Origin of the sequence: Gemella cuniculi DSM 15828, from assembly GCF_000425665.1 — a bacterium.
Classification (GTDB): Bacteria; Bacillota; Bacilli; order Staphylococcales; family Gemellaceae; genus Gemella; species Gemella cuniculi.
Window position 1 is genome coordinate 25,443 of sequence record NZ_AUDW01000023.1, and the last position, 24,624, is coordinate 50,066.

The window sequence follows — 24,624 nt, forward strand, 5'->3', positions numbered from 1 at the left end:
ATTGATTCTCGAATTTTTGTAGTAAAGGAGTGTGAGTGAGAATGCAACTATCAGAGCAAGAATATATTGAAAAGCGCGTTAATGCTCAGATAGAAATTTTTACAAAAAAAAGCATACAGCATAGACGGCGATATAAGGTGCTAAAAATAACGGAAATATTATCGGGGTTTCTTATAGCGGTGTGTTGTGCTATTCCTATGGAAAGTAATAAATACAGAGTTTTGTCTGTTTGCTTGGCTAGTTTGGGTTTGTTATGTGAAGGAATTATTAGTTTGTACAATGCAAAAGAACATTGGATTTCTTATCAACATACGGTTCAATTATTAGAAAAAGAAAAGTATTTATACAAAGGGAAAGCGGAGAAATATGAAAATAAAAAAAATTCATTAACTATTTTTATAAGTTCTTGTGAGGCTATTATTTCTGAAGAGATAAATAATTGGAAAGTTATTCAAAGTAAGGAAATTAAAGTACCCACACCAAAAGAAACTAATGTAGCGTTGTAAATATAGCGTGAAAATATATTTTTTCTTTAGGTGTATTAATGATGTAATTGAGGATTTAAAAATAGAATAGTGTAGAAATAAGGGGTGGATATAAAAATATTGTCGTATAATTACTAAAAAAGACTAATTTGAATCTATGATGATTTGCTTGATTTAGATAAAAAAGTTTTATTTTAAATTTTGAAAATAATTTATTATGATAAAAATGATAAGAGTAAAATCAAGAAATTTAAATTTTTGTTTTTACTCTTGTCTATAATTATCTACGGCCTACTTTTTTATATAGGTAGTGGAGTAGAAATTTTTTTGTGGAAGGTAGTAAGATAGAAAGGTTAGAAATGAATTATAATATATTAGTTGTAGATGACGAAGAACTTATTTTAGAAGGTATAGGTGAATATTTAAAAGAAGCAGGATATGTTGTTTTACGTGCGATGGATGGGATTGAAGCTATGGAATTATTCGATAAGTACAGTATACATCTAATAGTTCTGGATTTACTCTTACCCAAGAAAGATGGATTCGAGGTATTAAGAGAAATTCGTAGTAAAAGTGCAGTTCCTATCATTATTTTGAGTGCACTCGAAGATGAACCAATACAATTAAAAGGTTTTGATCTGAAAGCAGATGACTATGTTGTAAAACCAGTTTCTCTAGCACTATTACAAAAAAGAGTAGAAGTTTTGTTAGAAAGACATTATAGAGAACATGATATTTGGAAATATAAAGATTCTGAAATTTTTCTTGAACAATGTAAACAAAGCTGTTACGAGAGATACTATATTAGATGCTGTGTGGAAAGATAAAGATGATATACCATTCGATAGGATAATAGATTCTTATGTGAAAAATTTGAGGAAAAAGTTGGGTTTAGATTGTATAGTTACCATAAAGAATGTAGGATATAAAATGAGCCTATGATAAAAATTATGATAAAAAACATAAAAATTTTTCCTAAAACATTTTTCAAAATTCTGGGAATCTTAAATAGTATTATCATTTTTATACATGTGATTATTTATATTACCTTTCCATCGTATTATATAAATAGTCAAAAAGAGAAAATTTGTCGCAGTGCAGACATTATGGTGGAATATTTAAAAGGAAAGAGTGAAGCTGATATAACAGAAATACTAATTGCTTATTCCAAAAACATTAATATAACCGCACATTTAAAAAAAGATGTAGCTAATGGGAAGCTCCCTCTAGTTCATGATTTAACAATAGATGAAAGAGACCATGCTGGTTATATTATTGTTGAGGAAAGAATAATAAGAACAAAGGAAGATAAAGCAGTAACTGTTCAGTTTGTGGTAGGAAGTAATTTGCTACAAGATGCTATTGATATAACACTACTTTATCTTCCTTTTACATTAATTTCAACTTTGATTTTTTCAATTATTTTTTCGCATTTCTATTCAAAAAAGTTAGTTACGCCATTGTTGCATATAGCAAAAATAACTAAAAAAATGGAGAATATGGAGTATGATGCGAAATTTAATGAAGATAATAAAGATGAGTTAGGGGAGGTGGGTTTTCAAATTAACAAAGTTTATAAAAATTTATTATCAACTATTGATGAACTTGAGAAAACAAACGAAAATTTATTAAATCTTCAAGAACAAAAAGTAGCTTTTTTACGTGGAGTTTCTCATGAATTTAAAACTCCACTGACAAGTGTTAGAATATTATTGGAGAGTATGAAGTGTAATGTAGGAAAATATAGAGATCACACTACTTACTTAGAAAAAAGTATACGTCAAATTGATAATTTAAATGAATTATTAAAGAATATTTTAGAGTCATCAAAATTTGAAGAATGGACAGAGGATAAAGAAAAGCTATATTTAAAAGAAAATTTGGAACAAATTATAAAACGTTATAGAGAACTTTATGTTGTGAAAAATATAGTCATTCATAATGAAGTTTTTGATGATATTGTTGTTGTGATGAATTTTCATGCATTGGAAAAAATTTTATCAAATGTTATAAGTAATGCTATAAAATACTCTAATAAAAATACAGAGGTATCAATTTATGTTGAAAACAGTTGTGTGATAATAGATAATGAATGTGATCCGTTAAATGAAAAGGAATTAGAAAATTTGTTTAATATATTTTATCATTCACAAGTTGTTAATAAATTACAAGAAGGAACAGGGGTAGGGCTTTATATTGTAAAGAATATACTAGAAAGTTACCAAATGGAATATAGTTTTATGCCTTTTGAAAAGGGGATGAGATTTAAAATAAATTTAGAAGGAGTTTTAGATAACACGCACGATACAGATCAGAGTATTTAAAGATACTCTGATTTTTTTATTGGAAATTTACTTAATTTAAGGATATAATAATTTTTTAATATTAGCTTAGCAGGCTAATTTATTAGCTAATTTTTTTCTTTATGATAGTTATCTAAAATGAAATTATTATGAATATATATTAAAAAAGTATATAAACTATTTTTTGCTTTACTAATACGAACAATAATGGTATCATTAACGTATAATATACGATTTAAGGAGTATAAGATGAAACTAAAAAGAAGTGAAAGAATAGTAGTAATGACGGAATATTTACTAAATAATCCGAATAAGCTAATACCATTAACTTATTTTGTGTCAAAATTCAATCAAGCAAAATCCTCTATAAGTGAAGATATCCATATAATAAAAACAGGATTTAAAGAAGAAAATATTGGAGAAGTAAAGACATTAGCCGGAGTTAGTGGTGGGGTTATTTTCACCCCAACTTTAGTAGAAGAAGATGCTAAAAAAATTCTTGATAGTTTTATAGAAAAGATAAAAGATGGAGATCGACTATTAGCTGGTGGATATATTTTTATGTCCGATATAATTGGTAATCCTAGTTTAATGAATAAATTAGGAAGAGTTATAGCAACTATATACAAAAATAAGGATATTGATGCTGTAGTGACAGTAGCTACTAAAGGTATTCCGGTAGCATACGCTATTGCTTCTATATTAAATAAACTGGTTATAATAATAAGACGTGATAATAAAGTAACTGAAGGGACAACTGTGGCGATTAATTATGTTTCAGGTTCAACCAAAAAAATAGAAACGATGATTTTATCAAAAAGAAGTTTGAAGACTCATTCAAAAGTTTTATTAGTTGATGACTTTATGCGTGGTGGTGGAGTGTTGACTGGTATGGAGAGTCTTATGAGCGAGTTTGATGCCGAAGTAGTAGGAAAAGTAATAATTACCCAGTGCTTCGATTCGCCAAGAGAACATGAGGATGATTATCTATATTTGTCAAAAATAGATAACATTGATGAATTTAATGGAACCTTTAACGTGAAATTAGGGAATGTTATAGATAAATTAAGAGAGGTTAGGAAAGAGGAATTTAATAATGAATAATAGATATGCGGTAATATTGGCAGCTGGTAAAGGAACAAGAATGCAATCAAAATTATATAAAGTACTTCATAAAGTATGTGATAGAACGATGGTTGAACTTGTTTTAGATAGTTTAAATGACCTAAAAATGAAAGAGATAATTACGGTAGTAGGTCATGGAGCTGAACGTGTAAAAAAGGTGCTGGAAGGTAGAACAAAATTTGTTCTTCAGGCTGAACAATTAGGAACCGCACATGCTGTAAAAGTAGCCAAAGATGAACTTAAGGATAAAGAAGGAACAACTATTGTAATGTATGGTGATACACCACTTATTAGATCAGAAACAATAAACAATATGTTGGATCATCATGAAAATACAAATGCAAAAGCAACAGTTTTAACAGCTTATGCGGAAAATCCATTTGCGTATGGAAGAATTATCCGAGATGTTAATGGAAAACTTGTTAAAATAGTAGAAGAAAAAGATGCGACAGAAAAAGAAAAGCAAATAAAAGAAATTAATTCTGGAATATATTGCTTTGATAATAAACTTTTGTTTGAAATGTTAGAAAAAGTAAAAAATGATAATAAACAAGGTGAGTACTATTTGCCGGATGTATTAGCATTAATAAGAGAGCGTAAAGAGATTATCGAAACATATTTATGTGATGATTTCGATGAAACTTTTGGAGTAAATGATAGGGTAGCACTTGCATATGCTGAAAATGTTATGCGAAATAGAATTAACACAAAACATATGCTAGCGGGTGTAACTCTAGTTGATCCAAATAATACTTATATAGCTCCAGATGTAGAAATAGGTAGAGACACTACCATCTATCCCAATGTAACTATAAAATCAAATACAGTTATCGGAGAAGACTGTCAAATAAAACCTAATTCATATTTAGAAAATGTAATTATAGGAAATGGGGTAAAAATTTTGTCTTCGACAATAAGTGATTCAAAAATAGGAAATAATACTAGTGTCGGTCCATATTCTCACATTAGAAATAATTGTGAACTAGGAGAAGATGTTCGTGTAGGAAATTTTGTAGAACTGAAAAAAACAACATATGGGGATGGTTCAAAAACAGCTCATCTTAGTTATTTAGGGGATACAACTGTCGGAAACAACACAAACATCGGTTGTGGAACTATCACTGTAAATTATGATGGAAAAAATAAATATAAAACAAAAATAGGCAGTGATACTTTTGTTGGATGTAATTCTAACTTAGTAGCTCCATTAGAAATCGGAGATGGCGTAGTAGTAGCGGCAGGAACGACAGTTACAGAAAATGTTCCAGATGATTCATTAGTAATAGCGAGAGTGAAGCAAGAAAATAAAATGGGTTACGCTAAAAAATTACCAGCTGGAAGAAAATAATAATATATTTTAAAAAAATTACAAAGTAAGTGTTATAGAAAAAATATAAAATATTATACTGTAATAGTAAGAAAAAAAATATATTTCATATTATGAAATAAAAAAATTAATATAAAAAAATTATATCAAGAGAGTGAAATGTAAGTAATTTAACTGAAATTTCACTCTCTAATATCTTGAAATAGATGATTAAAAAGTATATAATTACTATAAAGAGAATATGTTGTAAATAAAAACTTTGTATTATAATAAAAATATAAGGAGGAATAACATTGAAATCAAAACACCAAAAAATATTAGAATATATAAAAGGCCTACCAATAGGTAGTAAAATTTCAGTTCGTCAAGTTGCAAAAGAACTAAAAGTTAGTGAGGGAACTGCTTATAGAGCGATAAAAGAATCTGAAAATAGAGGTTTCGTATCTTCAATAGAAAGAGTGGGAACTGTAAGGATTCAGAAAAAAGAAAGAGACAATGTTGAAAAGTTATCTTACTCAGAAATCGTAAATATCGTAAGTGGACAACTTATTGCAGGACGTGGTGGAATTCATCAAATAGTTCAAGATTTTGCAATTGGAGCAATGGATTCTGAACAAGTAGGTCAACATATAAGACAAGGAACATTGTTGATAATAGGAAATCGTCCGAAAATTATAGAAATGGCGTTAGAAAAAGGCTGTGCTATTTTAGTAACAGGTGGATATATTCCAAATGATAATATAAAAACACTTGCAGATAGCAAAAATCTACCACTTATTATAACACCACATGATACTTTCTCTGTTACTCATTTAATAAATCGTGTTACTAATGATCAAATAATTAAAAGAGATATTATTACTGTAGAAAGTATTTATATAAAAGTAGAAAAATTATACACAATAAATCTTAATAACACTGTAAAGGATTGGTATGATCTTCAGTTAGAAGCAGGTCATACGAGATATCCAGTAATAAATGAGTATGGAAAGTTAGTTGGTATTGTTACAGCACGTGATGTTTTCTTACAAGAGAAGGACGCTCTTATCAAAGAAGTTATGGAAAGAAAAGTAGCAACAACTACATTGGATACTCCGATTTCATCTGTAGCGAATACAATGCTTTCAGAAGGTTATGAACTTATGCCGGTTATTGACGCCAAAAATACGCTTCTTGGTGTTGTTACTAGAAAGATAGTTATTAACTCACTATTAACAAATAATAGATTCCAAGAAGGGCATAATAACGATACATTTGATGAAATTATGCGTAAAGGAATTGTACCGAGAGCAGACGGTTTACAGGTGAAAGTTATTCCGCAAATGTTAGACCAATTTGGTACGTTTTCAAGTTCGGCACTACTTAGCATTATAGATGAATCAATTCATATAACAAGTTATAACTATAATAGAAGTGAAGTACTTATGCAAAATGTTTCATTGTATTTCTTAAAATCAGTTCCTTTAGATAGAACAATAACAACAAAAACTATTATTTTAGATATTGGAAGAAAAACGGCAAAATTTGATGTGGAAGTATATGATAAAACAGAATTGGTTGCTAAAGCTATGGTAACATGCCAAGTATTCCAAAGAAATTAAAAGAAAGAAGAAGTTTAATGAAAGAAAACTACGAAACTTTATATGAAGAGATCTTTCTTAAAATAAAAGAAAGTGACAAAATAATTATCCACAGGCATGAAAGACCAGATCCAGATGCTTATGGTTCACAAGGAGCTATGTACCAAATAATAAAAACTAACTTTCCGGAAAAAACAGTAATAACTGTAGGAAAAGACTCGCCATCACTTAGTTTTCTATTTGAGAATAGTGAAGTAACAGAAGAAAATTATGAAGATGCATTAGTTATTGTTACAGATACAGCAAATTTCCCAAGGATTGATGGAAAATTATTCACAAAAAATAATTTTTTAATAAAAATTGATCATCATCCACCATTGGATAATTATGCGAATATAAATTTGGTTAATACTGAAGTTTCGTCTTGTAGTGAGCTAATTTATAATTTTTACACATATCTAAATAAAAAATACAATATTATCTTAAATGACGAAGCAGCGAAATTATTATATCTTGGAATTGTGGGAGATACTGGAAGATTTTTATTCCCTAATACCTCTGCTGATACTTTAAAAGTTGCTTCTGAACTTATTAGATATAACTTTAATATGAGTGAACTCCTTGATAAAATGGAAATTATTGATGATAATCTTATGCGTTTTAGAGCATTTATCTTTGAAAATTATAATGTTTATCAAGACGGTGTAGCATATTTGAAGATTACTAAAGAAGATATGGATAAATACGAGGTTGACCCGGGGGAAGTCTCTACTGGAGTTAATTTAATAAGAAGTTTAAAAGGACTTTATGCTTGGTGTTTTGCAATAGACGAAGGTAATAAAGTTCGTGTTAGGTTGCGTTCAAAAGGACCAGTAATAAATACACTTGCAGAAAAATATGTAGGTGGTGGACATCCACTTGCTAGTGGTGCAACTGTCAAAAATTGGGAAGAATTTGATGATCTTCTTGATGATTTGGCAAGAGTAGTTTCAGAATATATAAAAACTAACGAAAGATAACTTAGTGTTTATTCTTTGAAATTATAAGTTGATTTACTTTGCTTGACAGCAAAGTAAGATAATGATATACTTTAGAGAACTTAATAAAAACCGATACTTGAATAAGTATTAAATATTTGTGATTTTAGAGAGTGCTGTTCGCTGAAAATGCACATTACAAAATTTAGGAAAATGGTTCGAGTGGTTAGTAAAGTAAACGATTTTTGTAAACTTTATTCGTGTGTCCACGTTACAGGATAAGCTATGTTAGTAGCCTAAGTGAAAATTAAGGTGGTACCGCGTTATGACGCCCTTATTCTATGTTTATAGAGTAAGGGTGTTTTTTAATTTAAAAAATTATAGAAAGGATAATAATTATGATAGAGTTAAAAAATGTAAATAAAATATATAATAATAAAGTTCATGCACTAAAAGATATTAATTTGAAGGTTGAAGAAGGCGATATTTATGGAATAATTGGATATTCAGGAGCAGGGAAGTCAACGTTAGTAAGATTATTAAATGGTTTGGAAGTTGCTACCGATGGAGAAGTCATAGTTGTTGGTGATGATTTCAATAAAATAACTGAAGAAGAAAGACGTCTAAAATGTCAAAAGATAGGAATGATTTTCCAACATTTTAATTTATTATGGAGCAGAACTGTTGCAGAAAATATTGCTTTTCCGTTAGAAATTTTAGGAAAGTCAAAAGCTGAAATAAAATCAAGAGTGGAAGAATTGGTAAAATTAGTAGGATTAGAAGATAGAAAAAATGCTTATCCTTCCCAACTATCAGGTGGTCAAAAACAAAGAGTAGGCATAGCACGTGCATTAGCAGGAAATCCTACGATTTTACTTTGCGATGAAGCAACAAGTGCACTTGATCCAGAAACAACAGCAGAAGTGTTAAATCTAATAAAAGAAATTCATGCAAAAACTAATATTACAGTAGTATTAATTACCCATGAGATGAATGTTATAAAAACTATTTGTACGAAAGTTGCTGTAATAGATGGTGGGACGATAGCAGAAGACGGTTTGGTTTCGGATGTGTTCTACTATCCACAAAAAGAGGTTACAAAAAAATTCTTAAGTCAAACATCATTTGCTTCACAAATAGAAGAAAGAGAAAATATAGAAGAATGGAAAAAAATCTTTTCAGAAGGTACAATTATTAAATTTACTTTTAATAATAATACATCTAAAAAGCCAATTCTTAGTACCTTAGTCAAGGAAATTGATTTTGATTTTACAATAATTAATGGGCATATAGATAAAACGGCAGATGCGAATATTGGAACTTTGTTTGTCCAACTACTAGGAACTGATGAAAATATTAAAAAGGTAATAGCTAGATTAAATGAACTAAGTATTTTAACGGAGGTGTTATAATGTTTGATTTTTCAAGAGTTAACTGGGAAAAAGTTCAAGATAAAACAGTAGAAACATTAATTATGACATTTGAGTCATTAATATTGGTATTTATAATAGGTTTATTTTTAGGATTACTTCTTTATGTAACTTCTAATAGTAAAAGTGCTTTTGGTAAAGGATTTTATACGATAGTAACAGCAATAGTTAATATTTTTAGAGCAATACCATTTATTATTTTGATAGTATTATTAATTCCATTTACTAAAGTATTAATAGGAACGATTATTGGTGTACAAGCTGCCATACCTGCACTTATTATTTCTGCTGCACCATTTTATGCAAGACTTGTTGAAATTGGTCTTCGTGAAGTCGACAAAGGTGTAATAGAAGCGGCACGTGCAATGGGAGCAAAAAATTCAACAATTATTACCAAAGTATTAATACCAGAAAGCTTGCCTGCTATTATTTCAGGTTTAACAGTAACAGCAATAGCACTTGTTGGTTCAACGGCAATGGCAGGTGTAATAGGAGCAGGTGGACTGGGGAATCTAGCCTATCTTGACGGTTTCCAACGTAATAACAGCACTTTGACATTTGTTGCAACTATTTTAATTCTAATTATTGTTTTTGCTATCCAAATTTTGGGTGATGCAGTAGTTAAAAAAATAGATAAAAGATAAATTTAAAATATAAAGTTAAGAATAAAAATACTTATAGATAAAATAATTAAAAATTAATTTTTTTAATTATTTAGAGGTTAGTTTTTCTAACCTCTTTTTTCTTTATTTTTAATAACAATATTGTCTATATAATTGCATAAATTTCATATCAAATTTATATGTGAAAGGTAGAATATATGTAGGAAAATAAAGGAGAAAATAAATGTTTAGAAAGAGAGAGAATAAAAAAAATATATATTCGATAAGAAAGTATAGTGTAGGAGCTGTAAGTGTAACGGTTGCTGCATTAATTTTTGTTAGCGGTGGAGCAACTGCTCATGCTAACTTAAGTAGTAGTTCTGATAGTTCTGCAACTGCAACTACTCAGGAGAAAGCAGATGGTGAAAAAACAAAAGAAGAAAAAGTAAAAGATGAAAATCTAATTGACAATAATGCAACTGGTACTTTAGGAACAGTTACATGGAAAGTTTTAAAAAATGGAACTTTAGAGTTTTCGCCAACATCAGGAACGACAGGAAGCTTTGATAGTGGGAATAAAACTTGGGCCACTAGTGATTCTGATATGAGTACTGCTACTAATTATGGAAAAGAAATTAGGAAGTATAAAGAACAAATAAAATCAGTAGTATTTAAACCAGGTGTTAAAGCTAATGGATCTTTAAATTATATGTTTTATGAATATAATAAATTGGAAAAAATTGATTTTAGTGGTTTTGATACCTCAAATGCGACTGGTTTTAAAGGAATGTTGCAAGGAACTGCATTAACGGAAGTTGATTTAAGTAAATTGAATACAAGCAATGTAGGTGATATGAGCTATATGTTCCATAAAGCTACAAAATTAACAAAAATAAATTTCGGCCCAAACTTTAATACTTTAAAAGTAACAGATTTTGCAAATATGTTTGACGGTGCTTCATCATTAAAAACATTAGATTTAACGTCTTTTGATACAAGTAAAATACAAAATACACTGGCGGTAGATGGGAATGAAGATATTTTTAAAGATACTACTAGTTTAACAACAGTGGCTGTGCCAAGTAATTTTAATATGAAAATGGAAGGTTTTAAAACAGTTACTTTTAAAGATGGTGATCAAGTACTAAAAACACTAAAAGTAAAAGAAGGCAAACAAATAGATCCAAGTTTTATTCCTACAGATCCAGAAAAAGAAGGTAATAAGTTTGAGGGGTGGAGCGAATCTGATATTACAACAAAAAATATTACAAACGACACAGTGGTGTCTGCTAAGTGGAAAGCAGAAGAAAAAAGCGAACTAGAAATTGCTAAAGAAAAAGCTAAAAAAGAACTAGATGAATTGGTTAAAAAAGCAATAGAAGAAGGTATAAAAAACATTCAAAATTCAGATGATGAATCAGATGTCAAGACTAAAAAAATAGAAGAATTTAAAAAACTAAAAGAAGAAGCTAAGAAAAACTATGAAGATTTAATTATGGGGTCAGCAACAAAAGAAGAATTAGAGGAGAATTTGAAAAAAGCAAAAGATGGATTTACTAATCTCCCAGTTCCTCCAAGACCACCAAAAAAAGATGAAAAACCTGAATTACCTCAGCCACCAAAAGAAAAAGAGGAAGAAGGTAAGAAACCGGAAAACAAAGGTGAAGACAAAAAACCGGAAAAACCAGAACAATCTAAGCCAGATAATAAAGATGAAGGCAAAAAGCCAAGTGAACCGAAACAACCACAACCACCGGTAGAAAAACCAGAGGCACCGAAACCGCCAAAAGCAGAAGATAAAGAAAAAGATAAAAAACCAGATATGCCGGTACCACCAAAACCAGAAGAAAAAGATAAAGGAGAAAAAACTCCAGAAGCTCCAAAACCGGAAAACAAAGGTGAAGACAAAAAACCGGAAAAACCAGAACAATCTAAGCCAGATAATAAAGACGAAGGTAAAAAGCCAAGTGAACCAAAAACACCACAACCACCGGTAGAAAAACCAGAAATGCCACAACCGCCAAAAACAGAAGAAAAAGGTAAAGAGGAAAATAAACCAAATACACCTCAAGCACCAAAAGAAAAAGAGGGAGGAGAAGGTAAAAAACCGGAAGCTCCAAAACCAGAAGAAAAAGATAAAGGAGAAAAAACTCCAGAAAAACCAAAACCGGAAAATAAAGGTGAAGACAAAAAACCGGAAAAACCAGAACAATCTAAGCCAGATAATAAAGATGAAGGTAAAAAGCCAAGCGAACCGAAACAACCGCAACCACCGGTAGAAAAACCGGAAACACCACAACCGCCAAAAGCAGAAGATAAAGAAAAAGATAAAAAACCAGATATGCCGGTACCACCAAAAACAGAGGAAAAAGGTAAAGAGGAAAATAAACCAAACACACCTCAAGCACCAAAAGAAAAAGAGGGAGAAGAAGGTAAGAAACCGGAAGCTCCAAAACCAGAAGGAAAAGATAAGGGAGAAAAAATTCCAGAACAGCAAAAACCAGGAAATAAAGGTGAAGATAAGAAACCAGAGGCACCAAAACCACCTAAAGCGGATGATAAAGACCAAATGCCACCAAAAGACAATATGCACAAAGAATTTAAAATAGAAAATAGTGCAGGAATAGTGACAGTAGTTTATGGTGAAAAAGTGGATGCCGATGGCTTAAAAGTCAGAAAAGTAGAAGACAAGTCACTAATAGAAAAAATTAAAAAACAATTAAATGCTGATACAGTAAGAGTATTAGATTTGAAAATGACAAAAGGTGGAAAAGAAGTAAGTGTAAATAAAATGCGTACAGTGAGAATAGCATTAGCCAAAGGGGAAACTAATGTAGAAGTATATCACGTAAAAGAAGATGGAACATTAGAAAAAATTCCATCAAGAGTAGTAAACGGTGAAGTAGTATTTGAAGTATCACACTTTAGTAAATTTGCAATAGTAAGTAAAAAGGCAAACCAAATGAATAATAAAGTTCAAACAGGTGCAACTAATATTAATGCAAATGGACAAAAAGTATTATCAAATACAGGATTAAAATCAATTTACACTGCAACAGTAGGTGTAGTAGGTCTAGCATTCGGATTATTAATAAGTTTAATGAGAAGAAGAACAAAATAAAAATAACTAAAAAAATGTAAAATACTTCCCAAAAAAATGAGAACTGCAACTTGCGGTTCTCATTTTTTAACTATATAATAAATTCTAAAGATAAAATTAAAATCATTAAAATGAGAAAAGATAGAGATAATTCTTGTTGATAAATTTATATTATAAAATACTAACTTTTTGAAATTTATTTAAAACTATTATTTGTAGACTATCAAGTTTTAAATATTAAAAAAATTTTTAAAATATTCTTGACTATAACGTTACGTAATAATATATACTTTATATTGTTAGGAGGTAATAAAATTGTATTTAATAAAAAGAGTAAGTGAAATTAGTGGTGTATCGGTGCGCACTTTACATTATTATGATCAAATCAAACTTTTATCACCACAAAAATATGAAAATGGGTATAGATATTATTCAGAAGAAGATATATCAACTTTGCAGACAATACTATTTTATAAATATTTGGGATTTTCTTTAAAACAAATAAAAAAATTATTGATAGAAGAAGATAGTGATTTACTAATTCATTTAAAAAAACAGTTACATTTAATGCAAAATGAAAAAAATAAACTTCTAACACTAATAGATACATTAGAAAAAACGATAATATCACAAGAAAGGAAGATCGCTATGACTGCAGAAGAAAAATTTACTGGTTTTACTTATCAACATAACCAAAAATATACTCAAGCTGCAATTGATAAATATGGAGAAGAAGTTATAAGAAAAGCAATTGATAGACAAAAAGGTAAGGAAAAAGAACTTACTGACGGATTTAATAAAATATTTTTTGCTTTTGCAGAAAATATGGAAAAAGGAGTACAGTCAGTATCACAAGAAAATATCAAGTTAGCTCATGACTTGCATAAACATATATGTGAATATTCTTTTGATTGCTCTTACGAAGTATTTGGATATATTGGGTGGGGTTATGTGAAAAATCCTGAATTCAAACAAAATATGGATAAGTTTGGTGAAGGTGTTGCTCAATATGTATGTGATGCAATCCAAGAATATGTAAAAAAAGAGAGTAAATAAATATTATAAAAAAGCTGATGCAAAAAGCAAAGTTAATGTTAGTTTTTGAAAATAAAAGATTATGATGAGTAAATATCATTTTTCAGTAGAAACAAACTAGTCGTATAGCTTGCTTTAGTTACTTCTTTTGAGGAACTTTCTCTTATTAAGTGTTTTCAGTATTTGTATAAATTACCTATCCTTGAGTAGGTGAAGAGAAAAATTTTATAAATTGTTTTATTCTTTTAAGATTAATAGCATAAATTTATAAAGGAGCGATTCTAAAAAATTATGATTTTTATAAAAATCATAATTTTTGAGTTGCTTCTTTTTTATTATTAGAAAAACTTAATATTATAGAAAATAAATAAAATATTGTATAGAAATATATTGATATTGATTATCATTTGTAGTAAAATAAAAGTGACGGGAACGTCAGTTTTGTTTTAAAAAGTAGAAAGTATAGGAAAAATAAAAATGGTTAGTGAAAAAAAATATATTGGAGAAATTAGAAAAAAAGAAATATGTCAAGCAGCTATCAAATGTTTTGTAGAAAAAGGATTTCACAACACTACTATGGAAGATGTGATAGGCAAGACAAATCTTTCTAAAGGTGGTGTATATTACTACTATAAGAGTACTAAAGAAATGATATTTGATATTTTTATGGAAGGAAATAACTATAGGATTGATTTGATAAAAGATTATATTAGAAAAAATAATTTATCAGTAGGTGATTTGGCTAATGAAGAAATAACTGCGGAACTAATGGTAGAAAAAATATTGACAGACAATCCGCTTATGAAGGTTTATGCTCAATTTTTAATAGAAATAAATTATGATAAAGAATTATATGAAACTTATCAAAAAATTGTATTAGGAACTAAAGAAAGTTTAACTAAGTTGCTCCCATATTTTGGAAATAATAAAAAAAATTTAGATAAGGCATTTGAGTTTATTACAAATATAATTAATACATTTATTATGGGGGTAAATATTTTAGATGCAAGAGAGAACTTTGAAGAAAATAAAATAATATTAAAGGAGATGATAAAAAGTGGACTTACATGCTACAAAGAATGAAGATAAGAAAAAAATAAAATTTCATCCTTTAGTTATTTTATTAATAAATGTAACTTTACCATTTATTAATACGATTTTTCCTTCAAACAAGGCAATATTTTTCACACTTATATTCTCTCTAATTTTGCTAGCATTAGTAGGATGTTATAAAAGATTGTTAAAATCGTTGATATATCTACTTATATTTTTTACTTTATATGAATTGGTGCTTCTGTATACTGAGAGTGTAGTATTTTTGTCTGTATTTAGGATGATGATGTTGTTTTTACCTTGCATTGTTTTAGCTTCTTTACTTGTCTTTGAATATAATTCATCAGAAATTTTATCAGCGTTACAACTACTAAAACTACCCAAAATATTTATAATAGGACTTACTGTAGCATTAAGATATATTTCAACTTTTGGAAAAGAGTTTAGGTTAATTAAAGAATCAATGTATATAAGAGGAGTTAAAGTTTCTATTAAACATCCGTTAAGGAGTTTTGAGTATTTACTTGTTCCTCAGTTGTATAGATGCTTAAATCTTAGTTCAGAACTTACATGTGCTGGCTTAACTAAAGGGATAGATGCACCGCATAAAAGGACTAGTTTTTATAGTCAGAAGTTTTCATTTGCAGATTATATGATTATCCTTTTCTTAATATTAGGATATGGTTTGATTATAGGAGGTGTATTATGAAGAATTTTGAATTTAGTAATGTAAATTTTGCTTACGAAGATGGAAGAGAAGTCTTAAAAAATACTAATCTTTCTGTGAATTCTGGAGAAATCGCATTGATAGTAGGAGATAGCGGAAGTGGTAAGTCAACTTTGCTTAATATATTAAATGGAATGATACCAGAAGTGATAGAAGGAAGATTAGATGGAAAAGTATATATAGAAGAAAAAGAAAATTTAAAGATTTATGAGAGAAATTTAGTTTTAGGAAATGTTTTTCAAAATCCAAGAAGTCAATTTTTTACGAATAATACCACAGCTGAACTTGTATTTGCGATGGAAAATTATGCTTTTTCTTTTGAAGAAATGAAGAAAAGATTGGAGGGGGTAGTCGCTAAGTTTAATGTAAAAAATTTATTAGAAAGAAATATTTTTGAGTTATCTTCAGGACAGAGACAACTTTTGGCACTTTTAACTGTACTTATTATGAAGCCTAATGCTGTAGTGTTTGATGAACCATCTGCAAATCTTGATTATGGAAATGCAATGCGACTTAGAAAACAAATTTTAGATTTAAAGAAAGAAGGGAGGGCAATTATTGTTGCAGATCATAGATATTATTATCTTGAAGGAATAATAGATAAGGTATTTTTAATTAAAGATAAGACGGTGATCGAATTTAAAACAGAAGAAGATTTTGAAAATAGTGATTATGGGAAACGAGTCTTTAAACTTTTTACACATAATTTTGAAGTAAGAGAAGTAGCTAAAAAAGAAAATGCAACTGTATGCCTAAATAATGTAACTTATAAAGATATTTTAAAAAATATCAGTGCGACTTTTAATAAAGGAGAGGTTACTACGATAGTAGGAGTAAATGGTGCAGGTAAGACTACTCTTGCTAGGATTATATCAGGGCTTATAAAAGTTGATAAGGGAAGTGTCAGCGTAAAAGAAAAAGTTTTTTATATTATGCAAGATGCAGATTTCCAATTATTTGGAGCATCAGTTTTAAAAGAATTGGAAATAACTTCAAAAAATAGTATAAAAAATGAAAAAGCTCTAAAACTTTTAGAGTTATGGCATTTAAAAGATAAACATCCACAGACTTTATCAGGTGGCGAAAAACAAAGATTACAGTTAGCGATTAGTTTGGTGAGTGAGGCAAAAATTATTATTTTTGATGAACCAACTAGCGGGCTTGATAAAAATTCTATGGAAAGGGTACTAAATCTTCTTAAAATTTTAAAAGAAGAAAAAACATTAATTGTTATTTCCCATGATTATGAATTTATAAGAAGAAGTACAGATAAAGTAATATATATAAAAGATTCTAAGATAAATGATAAGTTTTATCTAGAAAAAGATAATATAAAAAAATTAAACAGTATTTATAAACAAATGGAGGATTATTATGAATAATAAATTAAAAATTAAAGATATTTTATTAATAGCACTACTAACAGCAGTTTATTTGGTAATTTATTTTTTTAGTATGTTGATTATAACACCATTAGGTGCTTTAGGTCATGCTATTAGTCCAGGAATTAACGGTTTATTCACCGGAACTATTATTTATTTTATGGTAAGGAAGATAGGAAAAATGTGGCAATTTTCACTATTTACTCTTTTTGCTATGGGGATATTTTCACTTATGGGTGGAGGTTATCTTCCTTGGTTAATAACTTCTATGACAACAGCAATAATAGCAGACCTAATTGCTTCTAGGTCAAAAGATACGCCTGTGTTTAAAATTGCTATAGCAGCAGGACTTATGCACATGGGACAAGCTTGGGGTGCAATTATACCAGCTATGTTTTTCCTAAACAGTTATAGAGAAACTTGGGTGAAACGAGGAGAAACAGTTGAAACGATGAATGAGTACATAAAGTATACTTCTAGTTATTGGGGAGTTATTTCATCTATAATTGTTTTCATCTTAGGAATTATAGGAGTTTATGTAGGTTATGCTATTTTGAAAAAGCATTTTAAGGAGGCATAATATATATGGAAGCACTAAATAGATTGTTTAATTATGCAAAAGAAAAAAAGATTTTTATGATTTTAGCTTTAATTTTCTCTGGGATAGCAACAGTTTTATCTTTCTTTCCATACTACTTTTTTTGGAAAATTTTAAAAGAGATTACTACTACTGCTAATGCTTCAGTGATAAAACAAATTTCTTTTTATATATTTTTGACAACAGCTCTTTATGCGATAACTTATGCACTAACTCTTACATTTAGTCATGTTTTTGCGTTTAGATTAGAGACAAATATGAAAAAAAGAGGACTTAAACATCTTTTGAATGCATCTTTTTCTTTTTTTGATATTAATCCATCAGGAAAAACTAGAAAGATTATTGATGATAATACGGGGAACACTCATACGATAATTGCACATATACTTCCTGACTCAGTAAATGCCGTTTTATTTCCGATTGGTGTTCTAACTTTATCGTTTGTTGCAAATTGGAAAATAGGTATTTTGGTATTAATTGTTGTTGTTCTTGCATTAATATGCTTTAAGTTTATGTTTACTGAAGAAGATGGAATGAAAGACTATATGACAGCATTGGAAGATATTAACTCTGAGACAGTAGAATATGTAAGAGGAATACAAGTTATTAAAGTATTTGGTTTAGGATTAGAATCTTTCAAAAAACTTCACAAATCAATATTACATTATTCTAAAGTTGTTAATAATCAATGTCAAAAGTGTAGAACTCCCTTTGTACTTTATCAATGTCTTATGATGAGTTTTGGAGCATTAATTATTGTTATAGCTTATCCTTTAATTGAAGCTAATACTTCTACAAGTGAAGTTATTAGTTTGGTAGTATTTTTTATGACATTTGTAGGACTTCTAAATAATGCGTTTATAAAAATAATGTATTTTAGTAGAAACTATTCTATGGCAAAAGACGCTATAGATAGATTAGATGATTTATTTAAAAAGATGGATGAAAATAAACTTATAACCGGAAATATAACATCAATGAAAAGTTATGATATAGAATTTGAAGATGTAACTTTTGAGTATGAAAAGGGTGTTAGTATTTTAGATAATTTCAGTTTAAAATTAGAATCTGGTAAAAAATATGCTTTAGTTGGATCGTCAGGTGGAGGTAAGTCCACAATAGCAAAATTAATCTCCGGTTTTTATCCTGTAAGTAGTGGAAGGATAAAAATAGGTGGTGTTGATATAAGAGAATATGAAAACACAACTCTAGAAAAAAATATAGCTTTTGTATTCCAACATGCTAAACTTTTTAATAAAAGTATTTATGAAAATGTAAAAGTAGGAAATCCAAACGCCAGTCATGAAGAAGTAATGCAAGCTTTAAAAATAGCAATGTGTGAAAGTATTTTGGATAAATTCGATGTTAGAGAAAAAACAATTATAGGAGCCGAAGGTGTTCACCTATCAGGTGGAGAAATTCAAAGAATAGCAATAGCAAGAGCTATTTTAAAGGATGCACCTATTATCATTTTAGATGAAGCAAGTGCAGCTAGTGATCCTGAGAACGAATATGAAATTCAAAAAGCTTTTTCACATCTTATGGAGAATAAAACGGTTATTATGATTGCCCATAGATTATCAAGCATTAGAAATGTTGATGAGATTTTAATTGTGGATGAAGGAAAGGTACTTGAAAGAGGAAGTCATAATGAGTTGATGACAAGCAACACAAGGTATAAACGTTTTAGAGAATTATCTAAATATGCAAATGAATGGAGGGTTATTAATGAAATCTAGAGTACAAAGATATTTTGCCCTTACAGATAAGGGAATAAATGACACAATTAAGGCTGCTATTTTTTCTTTTTTGAAATTTTTTAGTTTCATTTTGCCACCTATGTTAGTATTTATGTTTTTGCAAGATTACTTAAACGGTAAATTAAAAAGTCTTACAATCTATATGGTTATTTTGACTATTATAGTACTTGTTAAATATTTAATAATAAGAAAGGAATATATATTAACATATGATACTACTTATGAAGAAAGTACGGCATTAAGAGAAAACATAGCCAATCATTTTAGAAAATTACCACTTTCTTATTTTTCAAAGCATAATTTATCTGATTTATCGCAAACAGTTATGATGGATGTTAATAATGTTGAGATGGTAATTAGTCATGCATTGCCGCAAGGAATAGGATTTTTACACTTTTTCACTTTAATTAGTATTATGATGATTGCGACTGTTCCGCTTATGGGGTTAGCTGTAACTGTCCCTATATGGCTAGCTATATTAGTAATGCTTTTAACAGGGAAAGAACAAACAAGAGGGATTAGAAAATACTATAAAACTTTACTCGAAAATTCTGCGAGTTTTCAAGAAGCGTTTGAAATGCAACAAGAAATAAAAAGCTATTCTATGCAAAAAGAAGTTGAAGAAGAAGTTTGTAAAAAATTAGAAAATAGTGAAAAAATACATATGAGAGCAGAGTTGAAAATGTTTTTTATGTCATTTTCAATAGGGTTGCTACCTTATCTTGCCCCAGTTCTTACAGCGGTAATAGGGGTAGTATTATTAACCAAAGGTGATATAAATGTACTTTATTACGTTGGATATTTAATGGCAGCAACAACTATATCTTCACAATATGCATCAATAAATGAATATATTTTAATGGCACTATTTTTTGAAGATTCATTCAAAAGAATTAGAGATATTCAACAGGAAAAAATTCAAGAAGGTTTAGATAAAAATTTAGAAAATTTTGAAGTGGAATTAAAAAATGTTAGCTTCTCTTATGGAGAAAATAAAGTAATAGACAATATAAGTTTTACTGCAAAACAAGGAGAAGTTACTGCATTGGTAGGACCATCCGGTTGTGGGAAAACTACTGTGTTGAGATTGATTTCTAGATTATATGATTATGATAAGGGGACAATCACTATAGGTGGAGAAGATATACAAAAAATAAATACAGAATGTTTATTTAAAAATATATCTATTGTATTTCAAAAAGTAGAGTTGTTTAATAATTCTATTTTGGAAAATATAAGAATAGGACGAAAGGATGCCACTGATGAAGAAGTTATTTTAGCAGCAAAATTAGCTAATGTTGATAAAATAGTGGAGAAATTACCAGATGGCTATAATACAATTATTGGCGAAAATGGTTCAAAATTATCAGGAGGAGAACGCCAAAGAATAGCAATAGCAAGAGCTTTCCTAAAAGACTCTCCGATAATTCTGTTGGATGAGATCTCTGCCTCTTTAGATGTCGAAAATGAAATGGAGATACAAAATAGTATCAATAAACTTATAAAAAATAAAACGGTAATTATTATATCTCATAGACTAAAATCTGTTGAGAATGTAGAACAAATCGTAGTAATGAATGAGGGGAGAATAGATACAAAAGGGAAACATAATAAAATATTAGAAGAATCAGAAGTTTATAAAGTAATGATTCAAAAATCAGAACTTACAGATTCTTACATATATTAAATTTTTAAAAAAAATTAAATTTAGAAGCTAAGTATTTATTAGAATTACATCTTTTAGTATAATTCTTAAAAAAATACTTAGCTTTTTCTCTCATTTAGTCCAACTTGGACAAAATAAGAGGAAAGTATCATAATCGTTTCACAATACTATGCTACAATACAAGTGTATAGTTAGGAAAGTGCATACATTGTAATTTATTATTTTAGGTAATAAATTATAATTCAATATAGGGAATAAAAAAAATTATGAAAGGATGGTATTTATGTAAGTATAGGATATAATACCTGTTTGTTTTTGATATTACTAATAGTTTAAAGGTTTTTTTTATTTGGTGTAAAAAATATTAAAAACAAAATAGGAAGAAGAGAGGTTGTTTGGTAACAAATAATAATTATTATTCAGTAAGGAGGATATTTATGAGTACAAGACTCAAAGAAAAAGGACGAAAGGCAGCAACCTTACTCTTATCAATGTTAGTTATGTTGAACGTATCATCACAAGGTTTAACAGCATTTGCAGCAGATAAGGATAAAGGGATAGAGGTGACAGTAGATAGAACAGCACTTGACAAGAGTGTAAAAGAAGCACAAGATGCTGGTGTAAAGGTAAATAAGGAGCAAGATGTTGATAAAGGGGTGGCAACATCAAAAGCAGAATTAGACAAAAAAGTAGCTGAGATTCAGGATGATTACAATCAGCAGATACAAAAGTTAAAACAAGCAAAACAAAATTTGGATGAATATAATGCCAAAAAAGCGGAGTATGATAAAAAGAAACAAAAGTATGATGAAGATTTAGCGAAATATAATAAGGCTAAACAAGATTATGAAAAAGCATTGGAAGAATATAAAAAAGCAATGGCTGAACTTGAAAAACGTAAAAATGAAGATGGTTACCTAACTAAGCCACATTCACAAACGTTAATTTTTAAATCAGAGCCAAATGCAAATATGAATGTGTCTACCACCACATATACAAAAGAAGAATTTCCTGGAGTAGTACGCAATATTGTGGGAACACAAGTAAATCAATTGGGATGGGCTTTTTTCGAACAGCTTAATAATGGACTTGGTTCAGGTGAAAAGTGGATTAATTCAAAAGATAGAAGGGTTGTGTTAACGAAAAATCAACCCGTTACAGTAACATATACTAATTTGCAACATTCTATGTACAATGGGAAAAAAATTTGCTAAAGTTGAATACACTTATACATTAAAAGATACAGGAGTAGGTCCAAATAAAGATAAGGTTCCTGTAATAATTAAACAAAATCCTAATGATACAATTTGGTATACAGACTTCTTTACACATACTCGAATCAATATGAAAGTAAAATTTTATGATGAAAGTGGTAATTTAATCAATGCTAAGGATGGGTTACTAAGCTTTAGTTCATTAAATCGTGGAGAAATAGGAAGTTATACAGATACTTGGGAGAAAGTTAGTTCTTTCAATGGTGAAATTCTTGAAATTAGTGGTTCTTCAGTAAAAAATCATTCAGATGGTGCATATGCTAATGGTAACAATGAAAATATTTCTAAAGGATCAAAATTTGACAGAAACAGTTGGGATGAGTCTAGTTCTAAAAATCAATGGTATGGTGCTGCAGTTGGTAAAATAGCTGGAACAGAGGTGAGCTTTGATATTTCATCAAAAGAGAGAGGAAATATTTGGTTTGCTTTAAATTCTGATATTAAAGCACTTGGTGTTCCAGTAAAACCAGTAGAGCCAACACCACCAACACCACCAGTAGAACCTAAAAAACCTGATGTTCAAGCTACGTATCACTATGATATTTTGCATGTAAAATCACAAGTAGAGAAAAAAGTAACTGATGAAACTGGTAAAGATATAAATAATAAAGCAGTACAAACTGGTTCTGTTGTTAAGTTTAAATTAGAAACTTCTAATTTCCCAGCAGGTCATGAAAAAATAAATTCATTAGTTTTCAATGATACATTGCCAGAAGGATATGAACTTAATCTAAATGATACTAAACAAGCAAGTCCAGATTATGATGTAGCCTATGATAAAGATTCTAGGTTACTTGTATTTAAGGCAAAAGATACTTTATTAAATCAAATAAATAAAGATTTAACAAAAGAAGCTGCAGTTCCATCACCCATTATTATAGGTAAAGTTACAAAAGAGGGAACAAGATATGAAAATCATTTTGATTTAGATATCAACAATGCGTACAAAGTAAAATCAACACCAGTTAAAGTTACTACGCCAATAAAACCGAAAAAAGATGTAGTAAATGAATCTGGAACAACTATTAATGGAAAAGTAGTAAAACCAGGAGAAGTTCTAACATATGTTGTAGATTATACAAACACAACAGATCAAGATAGAGATGTAACAATCAAAGACAAAATCCCTGAGTATACAACATATGTAGAGAATTCAGCGGATAATAATGGTAAATTTGCAAATGGAGAATTAACATGGACTAAGAAAGTAGAAAAAGGTAAATCTTGGAAAGTAACATTCAAAGTAAGAGTTAATGATGATGCAAATGGAGTTGAAGTTAAAAATAAAGCACGTGTTGCAGATGGAATATTAGATATTGATACAAATCCAACAAATAACCCAACACCAAAAAAACCAATAAAAGATGTAGTAAATGAATCTGGAACAACTATTAATGGAAAAGTAGTAAAACCGAGAGAAATTTTAACATATACTGTTGATTATACAAATACAACAGATCAAGATAGAGATGTAACAATCAAAGACAAAATTCCGGCGTACACAACATATGTGGAAAATTCAGCAGATAATAATGGTAAATTTGCAAATGGAGAATTAACATGGATTAAGAAAGTAGAAAAAGGTAAATCTTGGAAAGTAACATTCAAAGTTAAAGTAAATGATGACGCTGAAGGAATCGAAATTAAGAATAAGGCGCGTGTTGCAGATGGAGTAATAGATGTTGATACAAATCCAACAAATAATCCAACACCGAAGAAACCGAAAAAAGATGTAGTAAATGATGCTGGTACGACTATTAATGGAAAAGTAGTAAAACCAGGGGAAATTTTAACATATACTGTTGATTATACAAATACAACAGATCAAGATAGAGATGTAACAATAAAAGATAAAATTCCAGCGTATACTACATATGTAGAAAATTCAGCGGATAATAATGGTAAATTTGCGGATGGACAAGTAACATGGACTAAACGAGTAGCTAAAGGTCAATCATTAAAAGTAACATTTAAAGTTAAAGTAAATGATGATACAGATGGTAATGTAATTAAAAATATAGCACGTGTTGCAGATGGAGTAATAGATATTGATACAAACCCAACAAATAATCCAACACCGAAGAAACCGAAAAAAGATGTTGTGGATAATGGTGGAACAAGTATTGATGGAAAAGTAGTAAAACCAGGAGAAGTTTTAACATACGTTGTAGATTACACAAATACAACAGGAGAAGACAGA

The 24,624-nt window shown here is 29.2% G+C and carries 20 protein-coding genes; all 20 read left to right on the forward strand.

The window, feature by feature from the left end; translation table 11 throughout:
• Positions 1 to 41 precede the first annotated feature (41 nt).
• Positions 42 to 506 carry a DUF4231 domain-containing protein gene (locus H612_RS09000; protein ID WP_051210112.1) on the forward strand — a complete coding sequence of 155 codons (465 nt, stop codon included), beginning with the start codon at positions 42 to 44 and terminating at the stop codon, positions 504 to 506.
• A 308-nt stretch (positions 507 to 814) separates the two neighbouring features.
• Complete coding sequence (locus H612_RS09005) at positions 815 to 1,312, forward strand: response regulator transcription factor (RefSeq protein ID WP_051210113.1); 498 nt, start codon at positions 815 to 817, stop codon at positions 1,310 to 1,312.
• Positions 1,215 to 1,427 (forward strand): winged helix-turn-helix domain-containing protein, encoded by a 213-nt coding sequence (locus tag H612_RS10360; RefSeq protein WP_281170288.1) that lies wholly within the window; start codon positions 1,215 to 1,217, stop codon positions 1,425 to 1,427. Before H612_RS09005 ends, H612_RS10360 begins: the two co-directional genes overlap by 98 nt.
• A gap of 164 nt (positions 1,428 to 1,591) precedes the next feature.
• Positions 1,592 to 2,809: a HAMP domain-containing sensor histidine kinase gene (locus H612_RS09010; RefSeq protein ID WP_245570438.1), complete on the forward strand. Its 1,218-nt coding sequence runs from the start codon at positions 1,592 to 1,594 to the stop codon at positions 2,807 to 2,809.
• A gap of 228 nt (positions 2,810 to 3,037) precedes the next feature.
• Entirely contained in the window at positions 3,038 to 3,892 is an 855-nt protein-coding gene (purR, locus tag H612_RS0103120) for a pur operon repressor (RefSeq protein ID WP_027130133.1), read from the forward strand.
• Positions 3,885 to 5,261: a bifunctional UDP-N-acetylglucosamine diphosphorylase/glucosamine-1-phosphate N-acetyltransferase GlmU gene (glmU, locus tag H612_RS0103125; protein WP_027130134.1), complete on the forward strand. Its 1,377-nt coding sequence runs from the start codon at positions 3,885 to 3,887 to the stop codon at positions 5,259 to 5,261. Before purR ends, glmU begins: the two co-directional genes overlap by 8 nt.
• A 272-nt stretch (positions 5,262 to 5,533) precedes the next feature.
• Complete coding sequence (locus H612_RS0103130) at positions 5,534 to 6,841, forward strand: DRTGG domain-containing protein (protein ID WP_027130135.1); 1,308 nt, start codon at positions 5,534 to 5,536, stop codon at positions 6,839 to 6,841.
• Positions 6,817 to 7,839, forward strand: a complete 1,023-nt coding sequence (locus H612_RS0103135; protein WP_425402096.1) for a DHH family phosphoesterase — start codon at positions 6,817 to 6,819, stop codon at positions 7,837 to 7,839. Before H612_RS0103130 ends, H612_RS0103135 begins: the two co-directional genes overlap by 25 nt.
• A 356-nt stretch (positions 7,840 to 8,195) precedes the next feature.
• On the forward strand, positions 8,196 to 9,209 hold the full coding sequence (locus H612_RS0103140) for a methionine ABC transporter ATP-binding protein (protein WP_035500249.1): 1,014 nt from the start codon (positions 8,196 to 8,198) through the stop codon (positions 9,207 to 9,209).
• A complete protein-coding gene (locus H612_RS0103145; RefSeq protein ID WP_027130138.1) occupies positions 9,209 to 9,871 on the forward strand; it encodes a methionine ABC transporter permease in 663 nt (220 codons plus the stop codon). Before H612_RS0103140 ends, H612_RS0103145 begins: the two co-directional genes overlap by 1 nt.
• 202 nt (positions 9,872 to 10,073) lie before the next feature.
• Entirely contained in the window at positions 10,074 to 12,950 is a 2,877-nt protein-coding gene (locus H612_RS10045) for a BspA family leucine-rich repeat surface protein (RefSeq protein ID WP_027130139.1), read from the forward strand.
• Between the two features lie 294 nt (positions 12,951 to 13,244).
• Positions 13,245 to 13,985 (forward strand): MerR family transcriptional regulator, encoded by a 741-nt coding sequence (locus H612_RS0103155; protein WP_027130140.1) that lies wholly within the window; start codon positions 13,245 to 13,247, stop codon positions 13,983 to 13,985.
• 456 nt (positions 13,986 to 14,441) lie between these two features.
• The gene (locus H612_RS0103160; RefSeq protein ID WP_027130141.1) at positions 14,442 to 15,047 is read left to right on the forward strand and encodes a TetR/AcrR family transcriptional regulator; all 606 of its coding nucleotides are present in this window, start codon (positions 14,442 to 14,444) and stop codon (positions 15,045 to 15,047) included.
• On the forward strand, positions 15,022 to 15,726 hold the full coding sequence (locus tag H612_RS0103165) for an energy-coupling factor transporter transmembrane component T (protein WP_027130142.1): 705 nt from the start codon (positions 15,022 to 15,024) through the stop codon (positions 15,724 to 15,726). The genes H612_RS0103160 and H612_RS0103165 overlap by 26 nt, the downstream gene beginning before the upstream one ends.
• Positions 15,723 to 17,126: an ABC transporter ATP-binding protein gene (locus H612_RS0103170; RefSeq protein WP_027130143.1), complete on the forward strand. Its 1,404-nt coding sequence runs from the start codon at positions 15,723 to 15,725 to the stop codon at positions 17,124 to 17,126. Before H612_RS0103165 ends, H612_RS0103170 begins: the two co-directional genes overlap by 4 nt.
• Positions 17,119 to 17,706, forward strand: a complete 588-nt coding sequence (locus H612_RS09020) for an MptD family putative ECF transporter S component (RefSeq protein ID WP_027130144.1) — start codon at positions 17,119 to 17,121, stop codon at positions 17,704 to 17,706. The genes H612_RS0103170 and H612_RS09020 overlap by 8 nt, the downstream gene beginning before the upstream one ends.
• A gap of 5 nt (positions 17,707 to 17,711) precedes the next feature.
• Positions 17,712 to 19,463, forward strand: a complete 1,752-nt coding sequence (locus tag H612_RS0103180; protein WP_027130145.1) for an ABC transporter ATP-binding protein — start codon at positions 17,712 to 17,714, stop codon at positions 19,461 to 19,463.
• Positions 19,453 to 21,171: an ABC transporter ATP-binding protein gene (locus H612_RS0103185; protein WP_027130146.1), complete on the forward strand. Its 1,719-nt coding sequence runs from the start codon at positions 19,453 to 19,455 to the stop codon at positions 21,169 to 21,171. Before H612_RS0103180 ends, H612_RS0103185 begins: the two co-directional genes overlap by 11 nt.
• Positions 21,172 to 21,587: 416 nt before the next feature.
• Positions 21,588 to 22,364: a GbpC/Spa domain-containing protein gene (locus H612_RS09520; protein ID WP_051210114.1), complete on the forward strand. Its 777-nt coding sequence runs from the start codon at positions 21,588 to 21,590 to the stop codon at positions 22,362 to 22,364.
• Positions 22,345 to 24,624 (forward strand): GbpC/Spa domain-containing protein (locus H612_RS09025; RefSeq protein ID WP_156882780.1); only part of this gene is annotated, 2,280 nt, incomplete at its 3' end. The genes H612_RS09520 and H612_RS09025, both read left to right, overlap by 20 nt.